This window comes from Myxococcales bacterium (assembly GCA_016699535.1).
Taxonomy (GTDB): Bacteria; Myxococcota_A; Polyangia; order Polyangiales.
In genome coordinates this window covers 916,146-942,714 of the sequence record CP064980.1, presented here as the reverse complement: position 1 = coordinate 942,714, position 26,569 = coordinate 916,146, and the positions used below count along the sequence as shown (strand labels likewise).

General features: G+C 49.2%; 28 protein-coding genes. 14 read left to right on the top strand and 14 right to left on the bottom strand.

Annotated features, from left to right (window positions below):
• Positions 1–75 precede the first annotated feature (75 nt).
• Together IPJ88_04500 and IPJ88_04495 are read left to right on the top strand one after the other, a co-directional pair.
• Positions 76–867: an SDR family oxidoreductase gene (locus IPJ88_04500; GenBank protein ID QQR90997.1), complete on the top strand. Its 792-nt coding sequence runs from the start codon at positions 76–78 to the stop codon at positions 865–867.
• Between the two features lie 101 nt (positions 868–968).
• Positions 969–1,562 carry a MarC family protein gene (locus IPJ88_04495; protein QQR90996.1) on the top strand — a complete coding sequence of 198 codons (594 nt, stop codon included), beginning with the start codon at positions 969–971 and terminating at the stop codon, positions 1,560–1,562.
• Positions 1,563–1,599: 37 nt separating this feature from the next.
• Here the strand turns inward: IPJ88_04495 and IPJ88_04490 are convergent, their stop codons facing one another.
• The 3 genes from IPJ88_04490 to IPJ88_04480 form a co-directional block, all read right to left on the bottom strand.
• Positions 1,600–2,166, bottom strand: coding sequence for a hypothetical protein (locus IPJ88_04490; protein ID QQR90995.1), 567 nt, complete (start codon positions 2,164–2,166; stop codon positions 1,600–1,602).
• Between the two features lie 105 nt (positions 2,167–2,271).
• A complete protein-coding gene (locus tag IPJ88_04485) occupies positions 2,272–3,540 on the bottom strand; it encodes a glycosyltransferase family 39 protein (protein QQR90994.1) in 1,269 nt (422 codons plus the stop codon).
• Between the two features lie 26 nt (positions 3,541–3,566).
• Positions 3,567–5,381, bottom strand: a complete 1,815-nt coding sequence (locus IPJ88_04480) for an integrin (protein QQR90993.1) — start codon at positions 5,379–5,381, stop codon at positions 3,567–3,569.
• 210 nt (positions 5,382–5,591) lie between these two features.
• Here IPJ88_04480 and IPJ88_04475 point away from each other — a divergent pair, with 210 nt between their 5' ends.
• Complete coding sequence (locus tag IPJ88_04475) at positions 5,592–7,175, top strand: hypothetical protein (protein ID QQR90992.1); 1,584 nt, start codon at positions 5,592–5,594, stop codon at positions 7,173–7,175.
• Positions 7,176–7,241: 66 nt separating this feature from the next.
• Here IPJ88_04475 and IPJ88_04470 read toward each other — a convergent pair whose 3' ends face one another.
• Complete coding sequence (locus IPJ88_04470) at positions 7,242–8,387, bottom strand: hypothetical protein (GenBank protein QQR90991.1); 1,146 nt, start codon at positions 8,385–8,387, stop codon at positions 7,242–7,244.
• Positions 8,388–8,495: 108 nt separating this feature from the next.
• Entirely contained in the window at positions 8,496–8,774 is a 279-nt protein-coding gene (locus IPJ88_04465) for a hypothetical protein (protein ID QQR90990.1), read from the bottom strand.
• Positions 8,775–8,870: 96 nt separating this feature from the next.
• Here IPJ88_04465 and IPJ88_04460 point away from each other — a divergent pair, with 96 nt between their 5' ends.
• Together IPJ88_04460 and orn are read left to right on the top strand one after the other, a co-directional pair.
• Entirely contained in the window at positions 8,871–9,290 is a 420-nt protein-coding gene (locus IPJ88_04460; GenBank protein QQR90989.1) for a DUF2721 domain-containing protein, read from the top strand.
• A gap of 76 nt (positions 9,291–9,366) precedes the next feature.
• Positions 9,367–9,918 carry an oligoribonuclease gene (orn, locus tag IPJ88_04455; protein QQR91966.1) on the top strand — a complete coding sequence of 184 codons (552 nt, stop codon included), beginning with the start codon at positions 9,367–9,369 and terminating at the stop codon, positions 9,916–9,918.
• Positions 9,919–10,038: 120 nt separating this feature from the next.
• On the opposite strand, the gene IPJ88_04450 is transcribed toward orn, so the two are convergent.
• A complete protein-coding gene (locus IPJ88_04450; GenBank protein ID QQR90988.1) occupies positions 10,039–11,454 on the bottom strand; it encodes a hypothetical protein in 1,416 nt (471 codons plus the stop codon).
• A 258-nt stretch (positions 11,455–11,712) separates the two neighbouring features.
• Between IPJ88_04450 and IPJ88_04445 the strand changes: the two genes are divergently transcribed.
• Together IPJ88_04445 and IPJ88_04440 are read left to right on the top strand one after the other, a co-directional pair.
• A complete protein-coding gene (locus IPJ88_04445) occupies positions 11,713–12,648 on the top strand; it encodes an acyltransferase family protein (protein QQR90987.1) in 936 nt (311 codons plus the stop codon).
• Positions 12,649–13,162: 514 nt separating this feature from the next.
• Complete coding sequence (locus IPJ88_04440; GenBank protein QQR90986.1) at positions 13,163–14,050, top strand: fatty acid desaturase; 888 nt, start codon at positions 13,163–13,165, stop codon at positions 14,048–14,050.
• An 8-nt stretch (positions 14,051–14,058) separates the two neighbouring features.
• Here the strand turns inward: IPJ88_04440 and IPJ88_04435 are convergent, their stop codons facing one another.
• Genes IPJ88_04435 through IPJ88_04405 form a run of 7 tightly spaced genes read right to left on the bottom strand, consistent with a single transcriptional unit; the run spans position 14,059 to position 19,020 of the window.
• The gene (locus tag IPJ88_04435) at positions 14,059–14,688 is read right to left on the bottom strand and encodes a glutathione S-transferase family protein (protein ID QQR90985.1); all 630 of its coding nucleotides are present in this window, start codon (positions 14,686–14,688) and stop codon (positions 14,059–14,061) included.
• A gap of 11 nt (positions 14,689–14,699) precedes the next feature.
• A complete protein-coding gene (locus IPJ88_04430; GenBank protein ID QQR90984.1) occupies positions 14,700–15,149 on the bottom strand; it encodes a YiiD C-terminal domain-containing protein in 450 nt (149 codons plus the stop codon).
• 4 nt (positions 15,150–15,153) lie between these two features.
• Positions 15,154–15,759, bottom strand: a complete 606-nt coding sequence (locus IPJ88_04425; GenBank protein ID QQR90983.1) for a hypothetical protein — start codon at positions 15,757–15,759, stop codon at positions 15,154–15,156.
• 46 nt (positions 15,760–15,805) lie between these two features.
• Positions 15,806–16,507, bottom strand: a complete 702-nt coding sequence (locus IPJ88_04420; GenBank protein ID QQR90982.1) for a TIGR00266 family protein — start codon at positions 16,505–16,507, stop codon at positions 15,806–15,808.
• 4 nt (positions 16,508–16,511) lie between these two features.
• On the bottom strand, positions 16,512–17,192 hold the full coding sequence (locus tag IPJ88_04415) for a TIGR00266 family protein (GenBank protein ID QQR90981.1): 681 nt from the start codon (positions 17,190–17,192) through the stop codon (positions 16,512–16,514).
• Positions 17,193–17,207: 15 nt separating this feature from the next.
• Positions 17,208–17,873: a TIGR00266 family protein gene (locus IPJ88_04410; protein ID QQR90980.1), complete on the bottom strand. Its 666-nt coding sequence runs from the start codon at positions 17,871–17,873 to the stop codon at positions 17,208–17,210.
• Positions 17,863–19,020, bottom strand: a complete 1,158-nt coding sequence (locus IPJ88_04405; GenBank protein QQR90979.1) for a M48 family metallopeptidase — start codon at positions 19,018–19,020, stop codon at positions 17,863–17,865. Before IPJ88_04405 ends, IPJ88_04410 begins: the two co-directional genes overlap by 11 nt.
• A 195-nt stretch (positions 19,021–19,215) precedes the next feature.
• Here IPJ88_04405 and IPJ88_04400 point away from each other — a divergent pair, with 195 nt between their 5' ends.
• Positions 19,216–19,827, top strand: a complete 612-nt coding sequence (locus IPJ88_04400; GenBank protein QQR90978.1) for a class I SAM-dependent methyltransferase — start codon at positions 19,216–19,218, stop codon at positions 19,825–19,827.
• 13 nt (positions 19,828–19,840) lie between these two features.
• Here the strand turns inward: IPJ88_04400 and IPJ88_04395 are convergent, their stop codons facing one another.
• Positions 19,841–20,719 (bottom strand): hypothetical protein, encoded by an 879-nt coding sequence (locus tag IPJ88_04395; protein ID QQR90977.1) that lies wholly within the window; start codon positions 20,717–20,719, stop codon positions 19,841–19,843.
• A 347-nt stretch (positions 20,720–21,066) separates the two neighbouring features.
• On the opposite strand from IPJ88_04395, the gene IPJ88_04390 reads away from it, so the two are divergent.
• From IPJ88_04390 to IPJ88_04365, 6 genes are all read left to right on the top strand, one after another.
• A complete protein-coding gene (locus IPJ88_04390) occupies positions 21,067–23,532 on the top strand; it encodes an acyl-CoA dehydrogenase (GenBank protein ID QQR90976.1) in 2,466 nt (821 codons plus the stop codon).
• A 144-nt stretch (positions 23,533–23,676) separates the two neighbouring features.
• Positions 23,677–23,940: a hypothetical protein gene (locus IPJ88_04385; GenBank protein QQR90975.1), complete on the top strand. Its 264-nt coding sequence runs from the start codon at positions 23,677–23,679 to the stop codon at positions 23,938–23,940.
• Between the two features lie 105 nt (positions 23,941–24,045).
• A complete protein-coding gene (locus IPJ88_04380; GenBank protein QQR90974.1) occupies positions 24,046–25,185 on the top strand; it encodes a hypothetical protein in 1,140 nt (379 codons plus the stop codon).
• A 230-nt stretch (positions 25,186–25,415) separates the two neighbouring features.
• On the top strand, positions 25,416–25,646 hold the full coding sequence (locus tag IPJ88_04375; GenBank protein QQR90973.1) for a hypothetical protein: 231 nt from the start codon (positions 25,416–25,418) through the stop codon (positions 25,644–25,646).
• Between the two features lie 9 nt (positions 25,647–25,655).
• Positions 25,656–25,877, top strand: a complete 222-nt coding sequence (locus tag IPJ88_04370) for a hypothetical protein (protein QQR90972.1) — start codon at positions 25,656–25,658, stop codon at positions 25,875–25,877.
• A gap of 166 nt (positions 25,878–26,043) precedes the next feature.
• Entirely contained in the window at positions 26,044–26,568 is a 525-nt protein-coding gene (locus tag IPJ88_04365; protein QQR90971.1) for a prepilin peptidase, read from the top strand.
• The last annotated feature ends 1 nt before the right edge of the window (position 26,569 follow it).

Genomic DNA, 26,569 nt, shown 5'->3' with positions numbered 1-26,569 from the left:
CTCATCGAAGTACACAGTATATTTGCAGCAACATACGCAGCCATCTATGAACAATATACCAATGGAGATTCATAAATGAATACAAAAAGTATCAAGCGTTTAAGCGGCAAGCTAGCTGTAATCACCGGATCGAGCCGGGGATTGGGCCGGGCCACTGCTTTACGACTTGCGAGCGACGGCGCGAATATCGTGATTAACTACAAGAATAACCGCGAAGCGGCCGAGCAAGTCAAACAGCAGGTTGAAGCCACCGGGTCAAAAGCTTTATTGGTACAAGGTGATCTTTCTTCAGTCGCTGGCATTCAGTCTTTTTATGATCAGCTCAAAAAAGAACTCAAGGCAGCCGACTTAGCTGAACGTATTGATATTTTAGTTGCTAGCGCGGGTATTATTCACGAGGCAGTGATCGAAGAGACAAGCGAAGAAGATTTTGATCGTCTTTTTAATCTCAACATCAAAGGCGTTTTCTTTCTCGTTCAAAAAGCGTTGCCGATGATGAAAGAAGGCGGTCGAATCGTAACGCTTTCAAGCGGACTCGCACGCTACAGTATCCCACCTTACATTGCTTACGCCGCCACAAAAGGAGCCATAGAAGTACTCACTCGCTACTTGGCTCAGTATCTTGGGCCACGGGGTATTACGGTTAACTGCATTGCTCCCGGCGCCATCAACACCGACATGAACAAAGAGCGCTTGGAGAACCCACAGTTCAGAAATGCCATTGCAAATGCGGCTGCTCTAAGACGCATTGGCGAAGCAGACGACATCGCCGATGCCATTGCTTTTTTGGTATCGGAGGATAGCCGTTGGATTACGGCTCAGCGCATCGAAGCCAGCGGCGGAGCGATACTAGGTCCACCAGTCTAAATCTTGGCCTGTAGTCTCCTTTCAACCGCAGGGAGAAAAACTTTGCTTTGAACCTTTATTATTCTCTTCTGCGCTCAGTCCTTATGTGATAAAGAAGGGGCGTGAATGAATTTATAGTTCGCTTTAGTGAAGTTTTTCTCCCTTTGTTTGTGGCCATGAGTCCGCTGACGGTGTTGCCAATTTTTTTGGCCATGACCGAAGCTATGAACTCCAAAGACAAATCCTTGTTGGCTCGCCATGCAATTATAACCGGGCTTTTAATAGCGGTAGCGATTATTTTTCTGGGCCAAGCGATGTTTCGCTTCTTGCATATCACGGTAGATGATCTTCGCGTGGCCGGTGGAGTGATTCTACTGCTGATCGCTGTCTATGATCTCATTTTTACACGGGAGCAACGCAAGCAGAGTGATCTTGATCCCGATGCTGGCGTCGTACCCCTTGGCACCCCCATCATCGTTGGCCCAGCCACCTTGGCCACTTGCATTGTGTTGTCCGATAGCCATGGCAAAGCCCTGGTCATCGTATCGATGGCGATCAACATGGCGCTGATCTGGGCCTTGCTGCACTTTGCGGAGTTTGTCACGCGCTTCATTCGCCCTTCTATCGCTCGTGCTTTTGGCAAGGTGATGTCACTGTTTTTAGCTGCTATCGCAGTGGCGATGTTTCGCGTCGGCGTTGCCGCTTTTATCAACTAGTGTTCGGTTGAGTTCGCGAAGCCAACAATCTCCTCAACTACCCATCTGTGACGCTGAGCTGAATGGTACTTTGCTGACCTTTCGACATGATCATGGCATTGAGTTCGAGTTTTTCTTTGCTGTGTTTCAGCCCGAGCATACGATGAACGGGGCTGTTCATTTCTTGCTTTACTTCAAAGTCAGCAAGAGACTTATAAAAATCAGTCACCTTATCCATGCCAGCGTCTGTGCTAAGCGTTAGAGAATAAGTGCTCTTGCCCTTGTTTGTCCCGCCGTAGCTTGCAAGTATTTTAGAGCCCGGATAAAGCTTGATTAGACTCGGAAAACCATCCGGCAACTTTGCCGTTTTGCCCACTTGCAGCTCCGAATCATCCTTTTTGTTTTTGAGGGAATAGCTACCCTTCTTCCCATCAAGCTCTAGGGTTTCGTCTTTGTCTTTGTAAACAAGCTTACCGTTTTTTGCATCAACATCGACCTTGCCGCCGGAAGCACTTTCAATAGCTTTTTCCGCTACCTTCTCCCCAATTTTCTGCGAAACCCAATCACAACCGGCGCTCCCAATCATCAAAACAAAACCAGCACCCGCCAGAAATCCACGATTCATTTGCATTCGATCTCCTCTATCATTCCTGCAACGCTTCAAGCATGTACATAAGCACACCACATTTCCTATTCACGCCGCTATCCATAAAGGCCACTCCTCCATAATTCACCCTCTAGCGCCCCGCCCCAAGGCCATACTGAACTCAATGCAGCTGTCCAACCACTTATTAACAATCATCGCAGCCAAAAAAACACATGCGGGTGCCGCCGGTATCCAAAACCGCCACGTTGCAAAAGTCATAGCATGCACAATTGTCAAAAATACAGGAGTGCATATGAAAGCCCAAGCTTCAGCTTGCTTTCTAAATACGAAAAACCCTATTAGCGCTAGTGCAAGTAAAGTAAATTTGCTGAATACTACGATCAAGCGAAATAGCAATGGTCGTGGACGCGATGTAGTTGAAAGCCATAACTTAATTGAGTTTACACCCCAGCGTTTAAGCGACTGCGCCTTGTGTGATAAGATATACCGCCAAGCGCGACTTTTCAGTATTTTTTGAGTTTTAATTTCTCCGTAACGTTTACGAAGAATTTCTATTCGTTGGCGATCAGGGTGTTTGGCAGGCATTGTTGCTGTATCGTGAACATTACCAAGATATACATTGTAGCCATCGGCGGTGTTGATAAAAACAAATTGATGATGAACTTGGTAATTTCTCAATGTCCACGGCGCTAGTGTCGCGAGAAAAGCGAAAAAAAAGAGCCAAATAGCAATTGATTTCTTCTTCGTTTGAATTAGTTGAAATACAAGGATTAAAATTGTGGGGATTAATGCCACAAAAACTGTACGTGTTAGCAATGCTAGTCCTGCGCTTACACCACACATTAGTGCAAATAGCATAAGCGATGAGCGTGACCGACTGTCCTTTAGACAAAGTGCGCAAAAAATTGAAAACACAACGAATAGCATGAACCACGTCTCGGACATGATAGATCGAGCTACATCGTTGATAGAAGGCAACCAAAGATAGAACAATGCAAACAACATCGCGATGCCTGCCCGCACATTCAGCTTACGCATGCAAGCAAACAAGCAAATTGCTGTGATAAAAAACATCAACTGTTGCAAACGAACAACAACATTTGGATCATCGCATGTACGTAAAACCAACGATGTAACGAAACCAGTCAGTGGTGGACGCCATGTTGTGGGAACCGTTCCAGTATCGAAAGGTTCGCGAAACTCTCCGTCGTGAACAAGTGCATTTGCTTCAAACCAATACGCTTTAGAATCCGAAAACCGAAAAGGTTCTGAATGGCTAAACAGCGTAGTAGCCATCCAGAGAACTATTGCAACTATCAAAGGATAGAACGAGATTTTATGGGCTAGCGTAAAAAAATCTACGATCTTGTTTCCAATAGCAGGTGAACGCATACAAGGTGATTCTTAAGAGCAATAACTTAATAGAGATAAACGGCACCAGTACCATGACCGTCGGACAATTTATTCCCAACATGCCACGCGCCCACTGCCAAGATTAATCCTGTTTCATCCAAAGTCACGTTTGCAAAGCGATCACCGGTTTCGGTAACTGGCGACTTGATGTAGGACTGCTGTGTCCATGCATTGGACTCTCGTCGAAAGAGATAGACAGCACCTGCATCGAGAGCATCATTGTTAACCTGATCGCCACCGATACCATGAGCGTTACCATCTTCAAGCGCCGCACCAACAGCAAGCAGCTGACCATCGCCATTAAGTGCAACATCGAGCCCAAAGACGTCGTCAGCTTCCGTGTTGGATGCTTTGATATAGCTCTGCTGAGACCAGGAGCCGTTACCATCACGTGCAAAGATATAAACAGCGCCAGCATCTGCTGCTGTGTTGTCGAGTTGGTCTCCGCCAATACCAGTAGCAGCACCATCTTCCGCAGAGCAGGCAACGGCTAGCGTATTTCCATCGGAGCTTAAATCGATGCGTATGCCGCATGAATCACCCACGTTAGCATTCGATGACTTAATATAGGCTTGTTGTGACCATTGCGATGTTGCGTTGCGAACAAAAACATACACAGCGCCAGCATTGGAAGACAAATCATCCACAGTGGCGTCAATGCCAGTACCGGAACCATCTTCTTGATGTGCACCCACAGCAAGCGTGTTACCATCCGCGCTGAGTGAAACTTTGTAGCCGAATAAATCGTCGGCGCCCGGCTTATGTGCCTTGATATACGCTTGCTGGCTCCATCCCCCATCGCTAGTGGCTGTGTATACATAGACCGCACCGGAATTTTCTCGTGAATTATTGTTTTGTGCTCCGCCGATGCCTGTTGCGTCGCTATCTTCTGCATAGGCTCCTACGGCCAAGGTCCGGCCATCAGCGCTGAGCGAAACACTTCCGCCGAAATGATCATACGTTTCCGTGTTTGATGCTTTGACATAAGCAGTTTGTGACCACTGGCCATTTCCGTCACGACTAAATACGTAAGCGGCACCAGCCCGATAAGCAGAGCCGTTGTATGCTCCATCAATACCGGTTGAACTGCTACCTTCGTTGACAGCCCCTACCGCTAAGGTGTTGCCACCACTGCTCAACGCAAGAGTATACCCAAAATTAGCGAATCCGCCTGGGTTTGGGGCTTTGATGTACGCTTGCTGCACCCAGCTGTTGGTATCGTCTCGTACAAAGACATAAACAGCTCCAGCGCTTTCTATGGTATTGCCATCTTGGTCAGCATCGATTCCTGGAGATCCACTGTCTTCACCTTGAGCTGCTACGGCAAGCGTGCTTCCGTCAGCACTGATGGCCACTGTCCCGAAACGATCACCTGCTTCAGCGTTGGAAGCTGTAAGGGTGCCAATCGCATCAAGCATGTGATCTTTTGCGCTTACGGCTTCTGAATCGATACACCCACCTTCGTTGCAGGCCTGCAATTTATACACAGCATGGTCCCAATCAAAGGTATGGACCGAAATCGTATGGGCATAATTTGAGCTCGTCTCCGATAGATCATCGCCGAGCTGAGTGAACTCGCCTGAGCCGTCCGCGTCTTCAAGAAGTTTATAGCTCGTAGCGCCATCGATGGTAGCCCAGCCAAAGTTAAGAGTCTTTGTCCCAGCTTCGATGCTGAGCTCTGGCGCTGTCTTCGGTGCATCCGGAGCAATCAGTGTGCACTGACCATTCACTACCTCTAAGCCTTCCGGGCAAATGCTTTCAGTAGAGCACGCCGCTAGGCTAAGACAGGCAAGAACAACGATTTTCTCAATCATTTTCATGTAAAAAGACTCCTTGGCCAATACGGTACAACGACCTTTCTGTGGATACCAGCAGTTATCGGCTCATCGGAGCGCGAAGTTGCGTCGTTTCTAGTTTTTTTTGCTTGCTCCAATTCCTCTTTTTTTCCGGCGCCCACGCAACTCGACCTACGCAGCGTCGATAAGGGGACATGAAATTGTGTGCGTTGCACCACAACCTAGAAGGAAACCATGTCAGTCACGAAATACTATCTACTCAACACTCTACTTCTATGCGGCTTGACGCTTAGCGCCTGCGCCGCAGAAGAAGAGAGCCCAGTCAACGACGATCCGAGCCTCGATACCGATGCCGGCGACGATCCCTTTTTTACAGCGAGCCCCGATGCTTCGGTAGACGATCCAAGCGATGATCTCAACGACACTGCTGATTGCGATCCCAATGCCGATGATCCTCTGGATGCCGACGGCTTTGATGACAATTGCGACGGTAGCGATGGCATCGCGGCCAATCAACTCTACGTGGCGCCTGCTCCGGCGGGAAGCAACAGCAACAACGGGAGCCTTAACGCACCTTTTGCATCCATTGCAGGGGCTTTGGAAAGTCTTGGTGGGGCAAGTGGCGGCAATATTGATGCGATTCTAGTCGCCGCAGGAAGCTATGTAGAAAAAGACATGCTTCAACTTCCGAAAGATCTCAAAAACAGGAAGCTCATACTCGTGGGCGGTTATCTACCACAGGCGGACTGGTCCAGAGGCACGGATCGCAGTGTGCTCAGCGGCGCCAATAGAGTAATACTCCTCAATCAGCTCAGCGGAACAAGTCGAATCGAAGGTTTTGATATCCACGCAGCCAGCGCAACGAAGACAAGCGATAGCTCGATTGCTGTCATGGCTGAAGGCAAAGGAGCACTGCAAATCGTTAACTCCACCATCAAAGCGGGCAAAGGACAGGTTGGAACAGCTGGAAAAAACGGTAAAAATGGCAACAATGGCGTAGCCGGAAAACCAGGATGGGCGCAAGAAAACAAAGATACCGGCGCAACACCTTCGGTCCGATCGTCTTGCGGCACAGTATTCAGCCTATTAACGCGTTCAGGCTACGGCGGTTACAATAACGGCAACGGCGGAAACAGTACACTGGGCGCTGCTGGAGGCAAAGCATCGGGCAATTATGCCGATCGCTTGGGCGCATCCGGCCGCATCGGCAGCAATGGCAAAGATGGGGCCGCAGGTCTCAAACTCGGAACATTCTCCGAGAGCAAATACGCTCCGGCCCTCGCTGGTAGTGGTAGCAACGGGACAATCGGTGCCGGTGGTGGCGGCGGCGCAGCAGCTTATAAGGTCGTCAGTCCCATTAAAAGATATTACATGTCAGGCGGCTCAGGCGGCAGCGGTGGATGTGAAGGTTTTGGAGGCAGCGGTGGATACGGCGGCGGCGCGAGTATTGGCATCTTAGCCAGTGGTATCACTCTCGACTTACAAAACTCTGAAGTCACCAGCAGCAATGGCGGCGCAGGTGGCGACGGCGGTGCGAAGGGCGTTGGTGGATCCGGTGGCGTAGGAGCCTATGGTGGCCAGGCCTACTATGTTCTAGGAGGCAAAGGCGGAGATGGCGGCCGAGGTGGATCTGGCGGCGCAGGCGGTGGCGGCATGGGAGGCTCAAGCTTTGGTATCGCTCTACGCTCCGGCGCTAAGCTCCAGCAATCGCAAAGCACCATCACCCCGAATGCAGGCGGCAAAGGCGGCGTAGGCGGCTCGAAAGGATCGAATACGGGAGCCAACGGACTGAGCTCGGCGATCTATGAGATCAACTGATAGCCGAAAATGCTATCAGCAAGCAAGATAACCCTCCGCATGCCTCATGCATGTGGAGGGTTTGTTTTATCGTGTGGTCCATTCAAGTTGCGCCATTATCATCGCATGATCAGAAAGTCGCCCCAGCGAATTCTGCTCCTTACCATCTACTTGGTAAGCACAATCTGTGTTTCGAAATTCGAGGGTACGCGCCTCGAGGACATTTAGATTCCACAGTGCTCTGCTTGGGTCGGATGGTTCAAGGGCGAAGATGTAGTCTAAACGCCGATCTGGCGTAGGTGGAGCGCATTCACCGATCTGGCTACCCTCGCACATCATGGTTCCCGGAGCATGAGCCGAAAACTTAGAGTGATAGAACTCCTCTAACAAGTCCCTCGGCTTACCGAGACACGATGTACTAAGCAGCTCCAGCATATGATCGTAGTCTTCGCGATCACCAGGAGTTTTCTTTACATTGAGATCTCCCAACAGCAAGATAGGCTCAAGCCTGCGTTGAGGATCCAAACAAAACTTGTTTTCGATAAAAGCGTGTAGAGTGTCAAGTTGCTTGTCTCGCACCTCTTGAGTTGATGCACTGAGATGCGTCGTAATAACATGCACGATAAAACTGATGTTTTGCTCAACGATGTTGATCGATGCGTACAGAAGACCTTTGTTCGGCCAAATATCACTCCAAGACATGGCGCAATAGGGCCAGCTTACAGCAGCCTCATCCAAGTTTGGTGTGCAGGGCTTAATGATCGCAGGACTAAGCTCTGGCAATGAATGAGGAGTCAATAGAGCCAGTCCACCATTTATGACAGTGAAGGTTTTTTGCTGCTCTTTGCATCCGTCAAACTGCATCCCTTGGCTAGGATCCGATTCGCGCCATACCCTACCTTCCTCATCAAAGCATCCCAAGGTGTCGCTGGCTTTGGGTGGCTGATTCAATAGTGAATTTGAAAAACCAGAAGCTACCGCTAGCGATTTCATAAGTCCTGTATCCATGCCTTCTTGAAGCGCCACGATATCGAGCTTCGGCTCGAAGTTTAAAAGACCCGATCCCACAGCCAAAGCCCGACACTCTGGATTGCTTTGTCCGGCAAGGCTATCAAACCAAGCAGGTCGCTGAAAAAGGTTGTAACTCGCAACATTCAGCGTCACGCTTCGAGCACTAGAACTGGAAAACCCAATCTCAACAGCTTCAGGAGGCGTTTCGAGGGAACAACTCATCAACAAAATGACAAGGAACACAACTCGGCAAGGAGTTAAATAGCACATCACTTTCGTAAGCTTGATGTGCTACTCGTGTTCAGTCAACTCGCAGAGGCACACAGGAGATTAGTCCGAGCCACAATTGTTATGCTTACCGATGGCTTTATCGAACTCTTCACAGCCCTTTTTTGCCACGTGCCTTGTACCTTTGAAGGCTTTTTTGGCTGTGTTTTCAATATCACTGCCTGCAGAGTGAGCAGTTTTCTGAGCATTGCGCCCTGTCTCTTTGCTACAGGCTCCTAGACTCATACTCACAAAGACATAAATCCCCAAGAGTAAAGCTATTTTGATTCTGGATGCTTTCACCCGACACCTCTCTTCGAGAACGAATTTTATCTCTTTCATCAGTCAAAGTCACGTGCCGCAAGCTACTTCCAAAGAATCAAGGATGCTAGGACAACTTGTGCGTGCTATGGTGCGCTCCAACAAATCACTGTCCCTATGAATATTGACCTTACAACCCCGGCACTACTCTTCCCAGCTATATCGCTCTTGCTGTTGGCCTATACCAATCGTTTTTTGGCTCTCGCGGCGCTCATTCGAAAACTTCACGACGAGTACAAAAAAGGAGGAAATCAACTCTTACTAGCGCAGATCGCGAACCTTTCTGCCCGCGTACGATTGATTCGCTTGATGCAAGAACTGGGTGTTTTTTCACTCTTGCTATGCGTGGCTGCCATGTTTTTAATTTTTGCCAAATACACGATGGCTGGAGAAATAATTTTTGGCATCAGTCTACTGACCTTACTGGCATCGCTCGCCGTCTCTGTTCATGAAATTCACATTTCGGTACGCGCATTGAACATTCAGCTTCAAGATCTCGAAAAAACGACCAGACTGACAACTCACGCAAACTCTTGATCTGGGCTCTGGTGCAGCGATCGAAATCATTTAGAGGCCTTGCCTAAAGATAGCCATGCCGCGTATGCATGGACTCATGGCGAAGGGAACACAAGCATTACTGTTCTGGGTAGACCTGGAGATGTCGGGTCTCGATCCCAAAAAAGAACATATTCTAGAAATTGCATCAATTGTCACCGACGCGAATCTTAATGCAATCGCCGAAGGTCCTGAACTTGTGATTCATCAACCGGATGAGATTTTGGCCGCGATGGATGCTTGGAACACCAAGCATCACACGGAATCTGGCCTGGTAGAACGCGTAAAAAGATCGAGCATCAGTCTTGAAGAAGCCGAACGACAAACCTTAGAGTTTGCCAGAGCACACTTTCTGAAGGGTCAAGTTCCGCTCGCAGGCAATTCAATTCATCAGGACAGACGTTTTTTGTTTAAATACATGCCAGCGCTTAGCGATTACTTGCACTACCGCAATGTTGATGTTTCAACTGTTAAAGAGCTGGTGCGTCGTTGGTATCCCGAAGTAAGCGAAGCTCTGCCACCAAAGAGAAACTCTCACCGAGCTCTCGATGACATCCGCGAATCCATCAACGAACTTCGCTTCTACCGAGATCGCGTGTTTCGGAAGTAAGCCCCCGAAGAATGTTAGGCGAATTAAAACAGCCGATGGATAAAGAGGAGGCCTTATTCCACCGGCTGCAGGGGTACTGAATCAGGTGTACTACGCCTGAAACAGAATCGTGCTCAACGTTTAGGGCTGCGTCGTCGAGACGTTGTAGTCAAAAACATAGACCGCTCCTTGGTTTTGGATGGAGGGGCTATCTTTTTCACCATGCCCCACGACAAGTCGCTGACCATCAAAATCAAGTCGCGCACCAAAATGATCGCCTGACTCACCACCAGGGGCAGTGATGGTCTTTTCATAGGACCATATATTGTCTAATCGTGAACGCGTGTACACGAACACCGCCCCTTTGGTGGTTGCCTCGCTTACATGAAACGGCGCTCCAACAAAAAGGGCATCGTCTTTCATGCTCAATGCAAAACCAAACTGATCGGCTGCCATAAGCTCGCTAGGCTGAAGCATGGTGACGTAACTCCAAGCACCGCTTGCATCGCGATGATACAAACTCACCGCTCCAGTTGATCCGTCTCTACGCAGATGGCCTACTGCAAGATCGTCCCCGTAGACTGCAACCGAAGCCCCAATTTCTTCATCGCTTTGCATCGGAGCAGGTGTGGCAAGTACTTCTGCATCCCAATAGCTATCTGAAACACGGCTTAGAACTTCAACGCCGCCCGCTCCAGCAGAGTGCGAGTCATCCGGATTCCAACCTGGGGCACCAACCACAAGGGTTTCGCCATCAAAAGCGAGCGCTCGACCAAAACGACGGTACTCGTTGTACGAGTCCCCCGCGTATCGAAAGCTGCGTTGCCAACGACCATCGTCTTCGCGCTTATAAATATAAATCGCGCCGTAGTCTTGTTTTGGCCCTTGATCTTCTAAATACGCACCCACGACAGCATAGTCGCCGTGAATCACAACAGATGAAGCATACGTTGTTGAGTTTGGAGCAGTATATTCTATATCGAGAAGCTGAGTTTCTTTCCAAACACCATCCTCGTTCTTCTCGAAGATGTAGGCTGCGCCCTTAGGAGTGCCCAACAGATCGCGGTTGTAGCTTGCGCCAACAATCAAACGCTTCTCGTGCATTGAAGCAGCACCGCCAAGACCTAGAAAATCGTTTGCTTCGGCGTCACTTACGGTGATTTTTTGGATTTGCTTCCAGGATCCCGTCTGATCGCGCTCAAAAAAGTAAGCAGCTCCTGCTTTGCTCGCAGCATCCGAGTCATCACTTGCTGCGACAAACAAATCATCACCGTCAACAGCAACGGCTGCGCCGAAATAGTTCGATTGCAAATCTTTGGCAGTAATAATGCAATGTGGATCGCAATCTTGAAGATGAACTCCATCCGCATTGACGCCATCCGAACTGCTTCCATCTAGACTCGAAGTGCTGCCTTTTTGTTTCGCGTCAACTACGGATTGCGGGAAACAGGCGCCATCAAGTGCTGCAAGGTTATCCGGACATTCGGCAGACTGTGCGCAACTAGCGCCCAACCCAACCGCAAATAACGCAAACCAAATCCATGATGCTTTTTCCATACTACTTCTCCACGCTAAATAATCTTCTTTGACTGTTTATCGGTGGCAGGTAGGAGAAGTTGCGTGCGAGACACACAAAGCCTGCTGCAGCGCAATCAATGGGCTGTTCGAAACGCACAAAAGTCCGGTATTTTCAAAGAAATAGAACTTTTTTAACGAGACACGGAGCAAAACAGTGCTAAAACGCCCGGGATTATGCAGGGAGCAAGCCTAGCCAAGCCCGGGATAGTTATCAGCTCGGAAGAAAAAGCCGTCGCCGTGACCGAAAGCGCTCGCGTTGGCTACCTGTACAATTGGGATCGCTTAAGGTTAATCGCAGCGATCGACCCCATGGCAATCCATGTGCTTGGAACGCACGTGTTTTTAGGCATTGGGCTACCAATGTTCTTGGTGCTTTCGGTTGCACTTAGTGTGGCCAAGCCTAAACCGCCGCCCACCGAACGATTTATCCTAAGACGATGGCAGCGCATCGTGATTCCTTGGATATTTTGGTCCTTAGTCATCGGCGGCATTCGCGCCTATTACGTTTACAAAGCAGGAGAACCTGCGATGGGTTGGTTTAAAACAAGCATGTTGTTTTATGGCCCGCGAGATCATTTGTGGTTCTTACCTTTCATTGCTTGTTTTGGAGTGCTGGCCCACTTCATTCACAAGGCGACCTGGCGTTGGCATCCCGGAGTGCTTTGCATCGCAAGCGTGATTGTTGCTGTTTTTGCTGCTTGGATTCCGACCCAATTTAATCTCGAATGGCCCTACCGACAGTGGGTTTTTTCCCTGCCCACTCTTCCACTGGGTTTGGCCGTAGGACGCATGCTTTCTTTTCAGAAGAACATGACAAACCTTCGTCTTTGGGCACTGCTTTTGTTTGCTATTTACGCCGTCCTAGGCTGGAGCATGTATCACTTTATCGAGCCAGTCATGAAAGTTTACTTGATTCGTTTTGGCGGCGGTCTATTGGTGCTTACGATAGCAACGTGGTTGCCTAACTTTCTCGATAAATGGACTGCTAAAATTGTTCCGAACATGCTTGGACTCTACGTGCTTCATCCATTGGTGTTTGCGCTTTTTCTTACGCCTTACCTCAAAGAGCACGGTCTTATCGACGTTCCATCCATCCGTCTGTGGTCTACTTTCTTCGGCACCTTTGCCTTCGTGGCTTTACTAAGACTCACCCCTTTGAAACGGGTATTGTAAGTTGTGTCTATGGAGGATTGAAAAGCATTCGCATTCGCATTCTGATTGAGTGCTGCGTCGGAGCCTTCAAGACCACCAACTGCGTATGCCAAAATTCTCGTTCATCCCCACAATCTCTTAACGCGCCACATGCAGACGCTCCGACGCAGCACTCAATCAGAATGCACACAAGACTTTTTGCACCAGTTCATTGGTCCGGGTTTCTCACGCTATGTACTTTTTCGATGCACAAGCACCATTTGATCGTAGCCGTTACATGAAATGCGCAGCAGCAATAGGCCGGCAAGGAGGGTATTGATCCTGAGCGTCTGCATGTGGCGCATTGAATGAACCCGATGGTAAAGAAAAAGGTGTGCGCCTTCCGCAGTTTGTGGTCTTGAAAGCTCAGGATCAATACCCTCCTTGCCGGCGAACGACGCTATCTAGGTATAGAAAAAGACTAGTAGATACGTATATGACAGAATCATGACATGGGGATGGCTTGGGGCTGACTGGGGTTGGTTAGCTTTGGGACATGGAAATCGCATCGAAACATCGTTTCTCTTATATTCATCCGGGCAGCTGGCCCTTTTGGGCAATTCATCTCATCGCCATCGCCGGCTTGTTTTACTTTGGCTGGTCATGGACTGGATTTGCGCTTGCGCTTGCTTCTTATGCTGTGCGCATGTTTTTCGTGACGGGTGGCTATCATCGCTACTTCTCGCACCGCAGTTATAAAACCTCGCGCTGGTTTCAAGCGGTCCTGGCATTTTTTTGCAGCACCACAGCTCAAAAAGGCGTGCTCTGGTGGGCAGCTCATCACCGCGATCATCACAAATATTCGGACACAGAAAATGATGTGCATTCACCCGCACGTCATGGCTTTTGGTACTCGCACGTCGGATGGATTTTGAACCCTAAAACAAACGGCACCGACTACGATCGCGTCAAGGACCTTGCCAAGTTTCCAGAACTGGTCTGGCTCAACCGCTGGCACCTTATCCCACCCGTGATCTACGCCGTTGCCTTCTATCTTGTGGGCGGATGGTTTGCTTTGTTCTGGGGCTTTTTCTTTTCCACCGTTCTGTTGTGGCATGGCACCTTCACCATCAACTCGCTCACACATCTTTGGGGTAAACGCCGTTTTGAGTCCGGCGATGACTCTAAAAACCACTGGCTCTTGGCAATTATCACGCTGGGAGAAGGTTGGCACAACAACCATCACTATTATCAGAGCAGCACACGCCAGGGTTTTTATTGGTGGGAATACGACATCACTTACTATGTGATTCGCATGCTTGGTTTTGTGGGCCTTGTATGGGAAATCCGCGAACCTCCAGCGCGTATTCTCGAAGAAGGCCGTCAAAACAAACTTACTCGCGCCCCTTCCGTAACGACGCTCAGCCCCAAGCAAACCGCCTAGGAACCCCCCTAACCCTGTTTTTCCATTGTGGCCCCAAAACTGGGCCGGGCAACAATAACATTTAGCCAGCTAAGAACGGCAGAGCTTTTTGCAAAAGCAGGGTGCTCAGGGCTGACTTTAGATAATTGCCTTACAAATGGAAAAACATGAATATCAGCCAGGCTCATCGCATCGCCCATAAGATACGGTGTTTTACTAAGCTGATTTTCTAGCTTTTCGAGATGCTCAAATAAAAGCCGTGTGGCTTCTTTAACTTCATCGTCGCTTAATCGTGATGGTCCATATTTGTAACGGTCGACCTCGGGCTTAAAGATATGGTTGCACCAATAGGTCCAAAGGCGCACTTTCGCGCGCGCGTCTGGACGATCGGGCATAAAACTTGGCTCAGGGAATATCTCATCGAGGTATTCGGTGATGATAGCCGACTCATAAAGCACAAGATCACCATGCACGAGCACAGGAACTTTGGCTTCCGGATGCATCTTGCGTAACTCTTTAGAAAAATCACGTAGCTTTTCTTCAACTACACTGAAGGGCACGCCTTTTTCATGTAAAGTAAAGCGCACACGCATCGCAAAGGGGCAACGACGATAGGAATAGACCGTAATAGGCGCTTGCTTTTTTAAATTCTCACTCATGGCCTAACTGACTAAACCTGTTGAGCCACAAATACACCATCAAAGATAGCAGCCATATCATCGCTGTTCTCCTCGCTAAGCACACTGCGCAAACGAATCGTGGTTTTGCCCTTTTCTTTGAGCGTCTCAATAAATTCTGTCTGCGATGCAGGCTTCGGAGCTAGCGATGTAGCCACAAAATCATTGTGCACGGGTCGCAAGTAGCGCATTCGACTATCTTGAATTACAATTTCCGTTCGAGCCCCAGCTTCTTTGCAAAACAAAAAGAGCAATGCCCAAGCACTCACCGTGCAAAGCCCAACAATGCTTACACCAAAAGCTGTTTTTTTATGATTGAGATTGGGCGTAAGCGGTGCCCAAAGAATCACTTTTTCCGAAGTGCCGAGATGCACCGCAATTCCCATCGCTTGGGTTAATGGGATGTGCTGATGAATGTAGTTTTGAAGATCCAGTGGACTCATGACATTAATTAAAATTCTGTACCGACCAGATACCGCTATCACCGCCATCTGCAAAGCCGCAAGCGACTTTGGTGTAAGCTTCATTGGTCATGTTGATATAATGGCCATGCTGGGCGTAAGGCTCGCCAGGGCCTTCATTCCACATCTGTTGCAAACATGAATCGATCACCGCTGAGTTGGTGGCACGACCCGGACATTCATTTTGCGCACGGCCACCCGATGAACAAATTTCGTCACCAAAGCCCGCGTGCGCACCATGTGTTATGTCATATTCTGCATGCTCTGCGGCGCAAGCCTCTCCTTCGGCCCAGCGCTGCAAAGGTGGCAAGCATTGACATTCCCAGCGCAATTGATTGATTCGATCAACGCAGTCTTGCAGCAGATCATCACTGGCAACTGCAGAAGACGGCATGCAATCGGCAAGCGGCTCGCTCAGCGGACCGTTTTTGCAACGATCATCCGTGTTTGCGGCATCGTAGAGTGATGTTGCATCATTTTGAGCATCAACCCCACTATCGTTATTGCCTTTGGAGTCCGAATCATCACCACAAGCTACAAGGAAAAAAATCGAAGCCATAAAGATGACTTGGTATTTGGATGCTTCCTTCATTGCCCATGAGCATAACAAAAGCCTGAGCAAATGGCATGTTTAGCTTCTAGCCACGCTTTTTTCGAGGCCTAAACGGGTGCAGAAAGCGCAAAAAGGGTCGCACTGCTCGCGTTTGAATCCACAGCTTTCCTTGCCCGGAAAACGTACACACCAACGCTTCGCCACCAAAGAAGAAAGTTTTAAGTTTGGAGGAAAGATTCAAACCCGGCATGATGCCAACTTTGTAATTAAGCGTCTCTTCGAAGGCAACAATATAACCCGTATCAACGATGTAGTGACCTTGCACATCGATTTCGATAAGGCCGCCGTAGGTGTTGAAAAACACATCCCCCTCACCCGTCGCCTGAAGAAGCACCAAGCCTTCACCTGAAAAAAATCCTTTGGCGCCCTGCCAAGAACCAGTGATCTGCACCCCTTCAGTGTTTGCAAGATAAGAGCCCCTTTGCAGGTAGAGGGTCTGACCTTGCAGACGGTAGTGATTGATATCGCCCATCGGACCAGGTGCAAAAGTCACTTCCGAAGGCCGCCCTTTGGCAGTAAAGGTGTTAACGATCATGCTTTCCCCACCAAAAGCACGCCCAAGGGATTTCATGAGCCCACCTTTAAGCCCTGCTTTCATGTGCACCGATGGATCCATCGAAGCCATCGCCGAAGGCTCGGCTTGGATCTTTTGTCCCGGCTGAAGTTGCACCGAAAGCAATGCAAAGTCAGGCTGTTGTTCAATATTAAATTGCAATGCTTCACTCATGCTTTTAATTCCTCGGTTTCAATTTTGGGCCAAGCAGTTTTCCAAACGAGGGCGGGTTGTGGGTTTGACAATAAAGCTTGCCTTGCCCTGAGAACTTACACACTAGACCTTCACCACCAAGAAAGGATCCAATCCAACTCCCCGTGGCCTTGCCCACGCTAAAACGCAAGGTATCTTCAAAGGCCACAATATGTCCGGTGTCTACGACGTAGTTGTCCTTCACATCAATTTCGTAAATTGCGCCAAAACTATTTAGGAGCAAATCACCACTGCCACTGCATTTGACCCAAAACAAACCTTCACCGCCAAACAGTCCTGCCGTGATCCCCTGCCAGGTGGCGTCAATATCGATGCCATGTGTTGAAGCAAGCCAGCTTGAGCCTTGCACGATCATCGAAGCACTTTCCAAACGATGGTGAATCACGTCGCCAATGTTCTTGGGTCCCACAAAAATTTCTTGGCCTTCAGTCTGTGCAGTGAAGTGATTTAAGAAAAAACTCTCTCCTGCAAATATGCGACGTAGCTTTAATAGGCTTCCGCCGCCTCGCTTAAGGCTACTGGTTTCAACTTGAAGTCCCGTAGACATCGCTACCATCGATCCCACTTCAGCCGTCAAGGTCTCGCCTAAAGACAAGCGAACCTTTGCGATTGCCGCAGCAGGACGTTTTGTGATTTCTACTTGCATGATCTAGTTCCTCATTTAGTACAAATGCGCGTTGGTCCACGCGGCAAGGCCATCCATGCTGCGCGATTGCATGTAAATCTTGCCCTGGCCACGCATGCGCGCCACAAGCCCCTCGCCGCCAAAAAAACTGGAAAACACCCCACCTGCAAGGCCCAAGCCAATCGATAGAGTAGGCTCATAGGCAACCAAGTGCCCTGTATCGACGATGTATTCATTTTGAACTTCACGCTCGAAGATGCCGCCGTAGGCTCCGATCCAAACGATGCCGCGACCAGAAACCTTAAGCCGAAACAAACCTTCTCGATTGATCCAGCTACGAATACCGGCATAGCCCACACCAAGTTTGATACCACTTGTACACGCGACAAATGCGCCGGGCTGCAAGTACATCATGGTGCCATGCAATTCGATCGGTACAATGTCTCCGGGAAAGGCCTGACTCAGCACGAGATCCGAACTTGCTTTGTGCTTGGGACAACTAAAGACGTTAACAAACATAGATTCTTTACCAAAAATGCGCCTTAGCAGAGCCGGCAAAAAACCACCATTAAACTTGGTTCTAATCTGAGTGCCTTCGTCCATGCTGACCATGGCATCTGCCTCAGCCATGATGAATTCGCCTGGAACTAACTTGAGAAATATTGCGGCAAACGAAGGTTTGTAACGAATATCAGCTTCCATTCTCTTTTCCTTTAGGTACTGCTTTTTCTTCTTTTGTAGAGGACATTTTGCCAAACGAAGCTTGAACCGCATCCCAATCGATTGCTAGCTCCTTTGGGTGAAACGAGGTCTTGGGCCGATACCTTTCGACTGCCTTGATGCGCTCCTTGTGACTGGGATGGCTACTCATCCACTCAAGATAGTCAGGAATATCGCCTTGTTTTTTCTCGAGCCGCTCAAAGAAACGAGCCAACGCAAAGGGATCGAGTCCCGCTTGATGCATGATACGAATTGCATCTGCATCCGCCTCTGATTCCTGCACGCGACTGTAGTTGTTGATGGTGGAAAGCGTTAGCAGCTCTTTAGCCATCGCCAAAACACCACCCACATCACCGACCAAAACCTCGACCACGCCAACAATCCCTACGGAACGCAGCAAGCGCGTTACACCATGCCTTCGTGTGACATGAGACATCTCGTGAGCCAATACCGCTGCCACTTCGTCTGGATGCTCCGCATTTTGCACTAAACCACGAAAGACGATCATCTGACCGCCGGGCAGTGCAAAAGCGTTAACCATCGAACGATCGACCAGTTTCAAATCAAATTTCCAGCGCCCTTTAGGGTCTGCTAAAGGCTCTAGCCGTTTCAAAATTACTTCAAGCGCATCACGGGCGACTTTGGCGTCGCTAAGCGGCAAGTCGCCGCGCATCTGCGCCATGCCTACTTTGCCAAGCTCTTTGTCCACTTGCGTAGGAATTGCATCCTTAAGCCATGATGTTTTCACAACGATCACAAACACAGCCATGCTCAATGCAAAAGCCACAACTCCAAGAATGCTCCAGCCAACCTTAACCTGCATGCTTTTGCGAGCCATCGCCTCAACAAGCGTTTGCAACTGCTTCTGAGAAGGGCCTTTGCTTGAGCGCGCCAGGGCACTCAAAAAACCCCTCTCTTCGCTGTACACCGTCACGCTGCGCTCGGCATTGCGGCAAAACACCATCTTGCCACTTGCTCCGCCTACTTCAGCGTGAAGCTCCGAGTAAGGAATCATAAACGACTGCGTCTCTGTTTCAGCGCAGATACCTTCTGCTTTGATTTGCAACTTTGCAACAGAGCGCCCTCTTTCGAGGCTATCGCTAAACACTCCCCCACTAAATGCATGCATGCGTGGAACTCTACCTGAAGGAGGATTTTTTCGCACTTTTCTTTTAGGCCAATGAACACTAAGATTTTTAAGGTGAAAATTCATGAATCCACAACTTGATGCACTTCTGTACGAAGCGCTGCACTATGGCAGCCCCGGCGACATCGCTTTTTACAAAGCGCTTTGTAGAAACAAATTCAACATCCTTGAACTTGGATGTGGATCGGGACGAATGCTGCATGCTTTAAGAAAAGCAAACGAAAACTCACCGGTCTCGATCAGGATGAAGCCCTTCTCGCTCGCGCAAAAAAAAGAGTACCCGAAGCCGCTTTCCTTCAACAAAACATGATTGACTTCAAAACAGATCAACGCTTCGATGCCATCCTGTCTCCCTTCAATACATTGTACTGTCTAAGCAGCCCTCAAGAACGACTTCGCTTCTTTTCCTCAGTCAAAAATCACCTCGCCGATGACGGTATCTTTGTGTTTGATGTCTGGAACGCGAGCCATGCAGAAGAAAACTTCGACACACACGATACCGATGCCCATTTTCTCACAACCATCGATGTTGAAGATCAAAGCTGGCACGTCTATGAACAACATCTTTGGAGTCTGCCAAATCACTCGCTCGAAGCACGCTACCGGTTTGTTCCTGCCAGCAAAGATTATGTACCGCTTTCCCAATCCATTGTTCATCACTATGTCTCAGCAGAGTGGCTCAAAGAAAACCTTCAACAGCAAGGGTTCAACGTGCGCTTCTTTGGTGATTTTAACCAAGGCTCCTTTGATGAAGACTCCGAGCATTGTATCGCGATATGCCAGCTTTAGGAATCAACGATCACTACTCAATGCAACCAACACGCTCATGGGCCATCGCTAGCGCATCATACCAAATGTCATAGGCGTGGGCATCGTCGGTACTGACACCAAAGCTAAAGGTCGAGCCATCGTAGTTAGGTGACCAATGATCGGGGTCATTATACCAAGTATCATCGGTTGTGTGAAAATCAGACACTTCTTGTCCATCGATCCAAACTTGTGTGGCATCGTTTTGTCCATCAAACAACATCTCAAAACAGAACCAAGTATTGGCTTGCAACTGATGCTCCGAATCCGGCGTGGAATCGCCCGGCTCACTGTATGCATCTCCATCTGCCCAAATGGCTGACTCATCAAAACCCATCACCGTAATAGCAAAATCATTGCGAAGCGCGGCCAAGCTCACCGAAGCATGGAGCCACCATTCATCAGGATTGTAGTCCGGACCCACAGCCGTAATAAAAAACGGATGCCATCCTGGTAAACTTAAGTCCTCAAAACGCATGTAGACCCGCAAATACACTTGTTGATCGGGCGCAGCGATAGGTGTTTTGTTTGCAAAAGACTGACCTCCCCAAAAGCCGTTGGCACTGCCTGCTGAAACATGCACCGATCGTGAACCTTCCGCTGCCGTGCTTTCATCAATTACAACAGCACCATCTTGGAAATCAGAGGTCCATAAATCCAAATTGAGTGTGCCGCTTGCCTCAAAATCGTCACACAATATCGCAAAGGACGGACATGCCGCACCTGCTGGAAAAGACGGTGTCTCGGGCGTTGATGCATCGCCATTGCCCGCATCGCCCGATGCAGTGGCTGTTTGGCTATTATTCGAGGAAACAGCGTTCGGATCGCCCGTCTGCGCGGCATTCGAGCCACCGGGACCATCCACGTTTCCCATACATGAACTGGAAAGTATAATTGTAGCGCTGAAGCAGATACTCTGCCCACCCGCCGCCTTTAGTGCTCCGAGCATTCCCATGCTAACTCTCAAATGCAAAGACTGTGCCGCCAAAACTCTATTGATTTTATTTAGTTATTTTATTCAATGGGCACAGAATAGGCGCTTGCCCTATCCATAGAGAGCCTTTGATGCGCACGCCGAGCTCAGCGCAAAGCAGCGCGGAGCTATCACGACCCTTCAACGTCCAGCACCATTGAAACTCGCGGACGCAAAGCTACCCCAAGAAGATCTTCTAAGTAGCAAAGTCATGTTATGCTTCGCGTCATTCATTAAGGAGCATAAACATGTGTGATTGCACGCTATTTTATCTGTGTTGGGGCCTTGGGGTTATTGTTTTTATCGGCTTGATGTTTGTAGGCCGAGCCTACCTGTCATTACTCCTGGGCGCGGCAATTGCTCTTTTACCGTGGATACTCAGCGAGCAGATTCAATCCACCACATTTCGTATCTTGGCTGGGCTCTATCTTGCGTGGGCGCTTGTCTTCGGCCTCCGCCCCTTGCGCGCATTGCTCATCTCATCCTGGGTGATGAAAATCATGAAAGGTATTTTGCCGCGCATGGGTGATACCGAACGCATCGCACTTCAAGCCGGAACTGTATGGTGGGACGGTGAACTTTTTTCTGGCAAACCCAACTGGAAAAAATTACTGAAATTTAAAAAACAAGGACTCTCTGACAAAGAAAAAGCATTTTTAGACGGACCCGTGCATGAGCTTTGCGGCATGCTCGATGAGTGGCGAGTTCAGCAACAAGGTGATCTTCCTCCGGAAGTTTGGAACTTCATCAAAAAGCACCGTTTCATGGGAATGATCATTCCCGAGGAGTTTGGCGGTCTGGGGTTTTCAGCCATCGCACACTCTGCAGTGGTCACCAAAATCGCCAGCCGAAGCGTTACCGCTGCCGTCACGGTCATGGTGCCAAATTCTTTAGGCCCTGCCGAACTGCTTCTGCACTACGGAACAGATCAGCAAAAGAAGCACTACCTGCCGCGCCTCGCGCAAGGTCACGAAATCCCTTGTTTTGCACTCACTGGCCCCGAAGCAGGCAGCGATGCTGCAGCAACGCAAAGCATCGGAGAGATTTGCAAAGGCCACTACGAAGGCCGCGAAGTTCTTGGGATGAAACTCAACTGGAAAAAGCGTTACATCACGCTTGGACCCGTATCCACTGTTATTGGTCTTGCCTTTCGGCTCAAAGACCCTGACAAGCTGCTCGGGGACAAAGAAGATTTGGGCATTACCTGCGCTTTGATTCCAGCTAAACTTCCTGGCATCACCATCGGCGCAAGACACGATCCCATGGGTGTGCCCTTTCACAACGGCCCGAACACAGGCGAAGATGTGTTTGTCCCGCTGGACTTTATCATCGGCGGAAAAGAAAACGCTGGCCAAGGCTGGCGCATGCTTATGGAAAGTTTGGCAGCGGGACGTAGCATCTCACTTCCTGCTCTATCGGTTGGTGCAATTGAGCTTGCAGCGCGCGTCACCGGCGCCTATGCAACCGTACGCGAGCAGTTTGATACGCCAATTGGTCGGTTTGAAGGTATCGAAGAGCCTTTGGCACGCATTGGTGCAAGTGCATACTGGGCCAACGCAGTCCGGGTGCTTACCGCTAGTTCGGTTGACGCTGGAGAAAAACCTGCGGTAATTTCGGCCATCGCGAAATGCTATCTAACCGAAGCCATGCGCTCAGTCGTAACCGATGCCATGGACATTCGCGCAGGAGCTGCCATCTGCCGCGGGCCACGAAACATATTGGCACGTGCTTATGCAGCAGCACCCATTGGCATCACCGTTGAAGGCGCCAACATTCTCACCCGATCGATGATCATCTACGGGCAAGGCGCCATTCGCTGCCATCCTTTTGTGCAACATGAAATGATGGCTGTCGCAGATCGCGATCTGAAAAAATTTGATTGGGCCTTTTTCGGACACGTCGGCTTTGTATTTTCAAGCGTGGCGCGTGCTCTTGTGCTTGGAATGACAGGTTCACGCGGTGCCATGACCGGTGTTAGCGGAGCGGCCGGAAAATGGCTTGCTCATCTAACACGCATGAGCACTAGCTTTGCGCTCGTATCGGATATCGCCATGGCCACCCTTGGTGGATCTCTCAAGCGGCGTGAAAAAATTAGCGGCCGACTCGCCGACGCACTCGCATGGCTTTACATCGCATCAGCCACTGTAAAGAAGTATCACGACGAAGGTCATCAAGAAAAATACACGCCGATGCTTGAGTGGTGCTGCACCCACGCCTTGTACAAGATTCAAGAAGCTCTCAGTGGCGTGCTTGATAACTTGCCCATGAGGCCTGCTGCTTTTTTGATTCGTTCGATTATTTTCCCGTGGGGAAAGTGTTTCAAAGAACCCAGTGATGCACTCGGCTCTTTAGTTGCACGTGCACTGCTCGAAGACAAAGAAGAGCGCGAAGAGCTCACACGCGATATCTACATTCCACCTTCGAACGAAGCTGGTCTCGGTAAGCTCGAAGCTGCCTTGGACAAAGCCGTTGATGCCCTCAAGGTTGAGCGTAAAATTCGTGATGCCATTCGCGAAGGCAAAATCGATAAAGCACCAGGCGATGCCCTGGTTAATAATGCTTTAGAAGCCGGAATCATCAGTAAAGAAGAAGCAAAACTGATTGAACTTGCTGATGAAGCCCGCAATGAAGTCATTCGAGTGGATGCCTTTGAATCGCATGTTTTCCGCACCATGCATTCAAGACCGCCGGCTCCTTTGGCAAAAGAAGTCTAAACAACACCAAAAGTGATCTAAATACCATGCGAGGCATTGACCTTCTTCGTATGAGCATTATGTTTTTGGGGATGAAAGGCCCGTCATGCTAGCGGAATAGTTCACGCAGCACGGCGAATAGGCCTTTACTATAAGGGGAGCGCCATGGAATTTGATAAAAGTGCACTCACAAAGCTTCAACAACTTCGTGATGAGCTTAAGCTAAAAAGCCATCTGCTAAAAAACGAGCTCAAAGATGACTGGGATAAGCTCGAAAAAGAATGGGAAAAAAACCAAGAAACCATTACCCGCCTAAAAAACGCGGCCAATCAAACCGCTGGCGGATTAAAAGAAGCCGGCCGTGCAGGCCTAAGTAGCCTCAAAGAAGGCTACCAACACATCAAAACCGCCCTAGAAAACCGAAACTAGTGCTCTAGTGACAGGCAGCGTCAAGTTGCGGCTCATGTTTGCGCATGGTAGCCACATGGCATCCTTTAATAACAATGATAATCCCCATCGAAGGAGGTTTCTTTCATGAAGAATCGTGTAGGACTTCTTAGTTTTTTTGTATTTCTATTTTCTTTCGGCCTTGGTTGCGGCGGCAGCAGCGCTCAGCAGCAAGATACCACACCCAACATAGAGCAGCAGTGTCCTTGTAAAACGTGCAAAAGCTGCGCTACTCCAGGAAGCTGCAAACAGTGCCAAAACTGTCCCCACAAAAACGAAGCCGGCAAATGCCCACACTGCGCAAAGAACAAAGGCATGTGCACGCAGGGCTGTCCGGCCTCAAAAGCGACTGTCACCGAAGAGACTCAGCGCGCTTCGCTCGATAGCTGCCCTAACCCGGCCAATCACTGTCTTGAAGCAGGCATTCTTTTTGTTGGTAAAAAAGAATTCGATCGCGATTATGTCTATGTCGAGCCTGCGAAACAGCTAAGCCAAGCAGACACCAAAGGCGAAGCAAAGTTTCAAAGTGTGCGTACTGGAAACGAATTTCAGGGCAAACATGTTTACCGCACAAAAGCAGCGAATCCAAAGCAACTTGGTCTAGGTAAGCTAGTGATTTTACCTTTCAACAAAAGGCAACGCCTCCAACAAGGCCCTAAGTCACGCGAGGATGCTTATCAAACACGCTGGTGGCTCACTCGCATTGTTGGTATGGATGACATTGATGAAGGCTTTGTCACCGTTGCAGGCGGACACAAAGTCAACGTCAACGCCCTAAGGCTCATCGAAGGTGACGATTCGCCTGCAGTAACCCTTGCCGGAAGCGAAGATGGCGATTTTCTTACGCCAAACCATGTGTTCATTGCCGACAGCGATATTCCTGAAGTGGGTTTCATTTTTGCGCACGCGGGCGTTGTGCTCAAAGACAGCAAAAGTGGCAAACCTACTGTGCTTCGTTTAGCCGACGGATGGACCGGTGAGGTCAAGCATGTTTATAGCTCGCAAAAAGCATCGCAAGACGATCTTAAAAAGGGCGTGCAAGTCATCATGCCTTACGAGCAACAAAATGGGATCTTTATCAAAGCCCAAAATGAAGAAACTGCGCACAACAAGCGTTGGTGGATTGCGAAAATCGTGGACACCAGCGAACTTGATAAAGGCTTTATCAAGGTGAACAAAGGCTACCGTGTCAGTGTCGATGCCGTGCGTTTAATCGAGAAGAAGTAGTCTTTTCGCCTACATCACAAAGAGAGAGATGAAATCTCTTAAGACAGGGACCTGCCAGAAATGGCAGGTTTTCTGCTATAAATACGCCATATTTGGCATATTTTTGATGTATTTAATGACATATCTGGCAGATGCCGCTTTTCACGCAACTCGCTTTTGAAGCTGCCGATAAAGCTTAGTGAAAGGAGATAAGCCACCGTGAACTGGCGGCTTTTCAAAGCGAGGTATTTATGAACACAAACAAAAACACATCTCTGGCCGCTAAACGCTCATTGCTAAAGGATCAAAAAGGTCTCTCAACGGTGGAGTACATCATCATTCTGGTTCTGATTGCAGTGACAGGCATCATCGGTTGGCAGAACTTCGGAAAAACCGTGAAAGGCAAAATCGAAGGAGCCAATCAGACCTTTCAGGACGACGTTGTCTCTGGTTCGGACAACGGATCCCCCGAAAGCAACTAAATCATGGTTATGCCAAAAAGTCTGCCACTACGTCTAAAACGTACGTGGCAGGCTCTTTTCCAAATATCAATGCAGCTGAGACCATGCGAGCGTGGCGCTATCTACGCCGAATACATCACCTTGGTGGTTCTGGTCACTTTGATCGCTGCCTTACTTGTCGCAGGGCTTGGCATTCCTCTTGTGCGGCAATACGATTTAGCGCGCACTATTTTGCTCGCTCCCATCCCGTAAGCCTCGGCTTGCACTCAGATAGCCTCACCGAAATCACTCCTCGGGCCACGGCTATTTGTATTTATTAAACGCTATTCTTTATCTCTCTTTTCGACGATCGCAGGCAACTTCCAAATCAGCTCGCCGATAACAGAAGCATGAATCCCATCATTACAAAGGATCAATCATGCCAAGTTTAGCCGAATGGATAACGCTCAGTGTGTGCGCAGTGGCCGCTTTCACGGATTGGCGCCGTACAACTATTCCAAACTGGCTTACCTTCCCGGTTTTGATTCTCGCGCCCATTTACGCGGCAGTGCTTGAGTTTCCTTGGGGCCTGATTCGCTCTTTACTTGGAATGGTTCTGTGTGGCTTGGTGCCCCTGCTTTTGTTTTACAAGCGCGCGGTTGGCGGCGGCGATGTCAAGCTGCTTGCAGCCGTTGGGGCGCTGTGTGGCTACATGATTGGCATTGAGATCCAACTCTTTGCTTTCATCATTGCAGCGATCTACGCCTTGCTTGCACTCACTTGGAAAGGTCTGCTTTGGCGTACGCTGAGCAATACTTTTTTCCTTTCATTCAATGTCTTTTTGCCCAAAGAAAAAAGGCGAACGATTGAACCCCAGCTTTTAAGCAGCTTACGCTTTGGTCTTCCCATTTTCAGCGCTGCCGGCCTGAGCATCGCGCTAAGGAGCATTAGCTTATGGGGCTAGG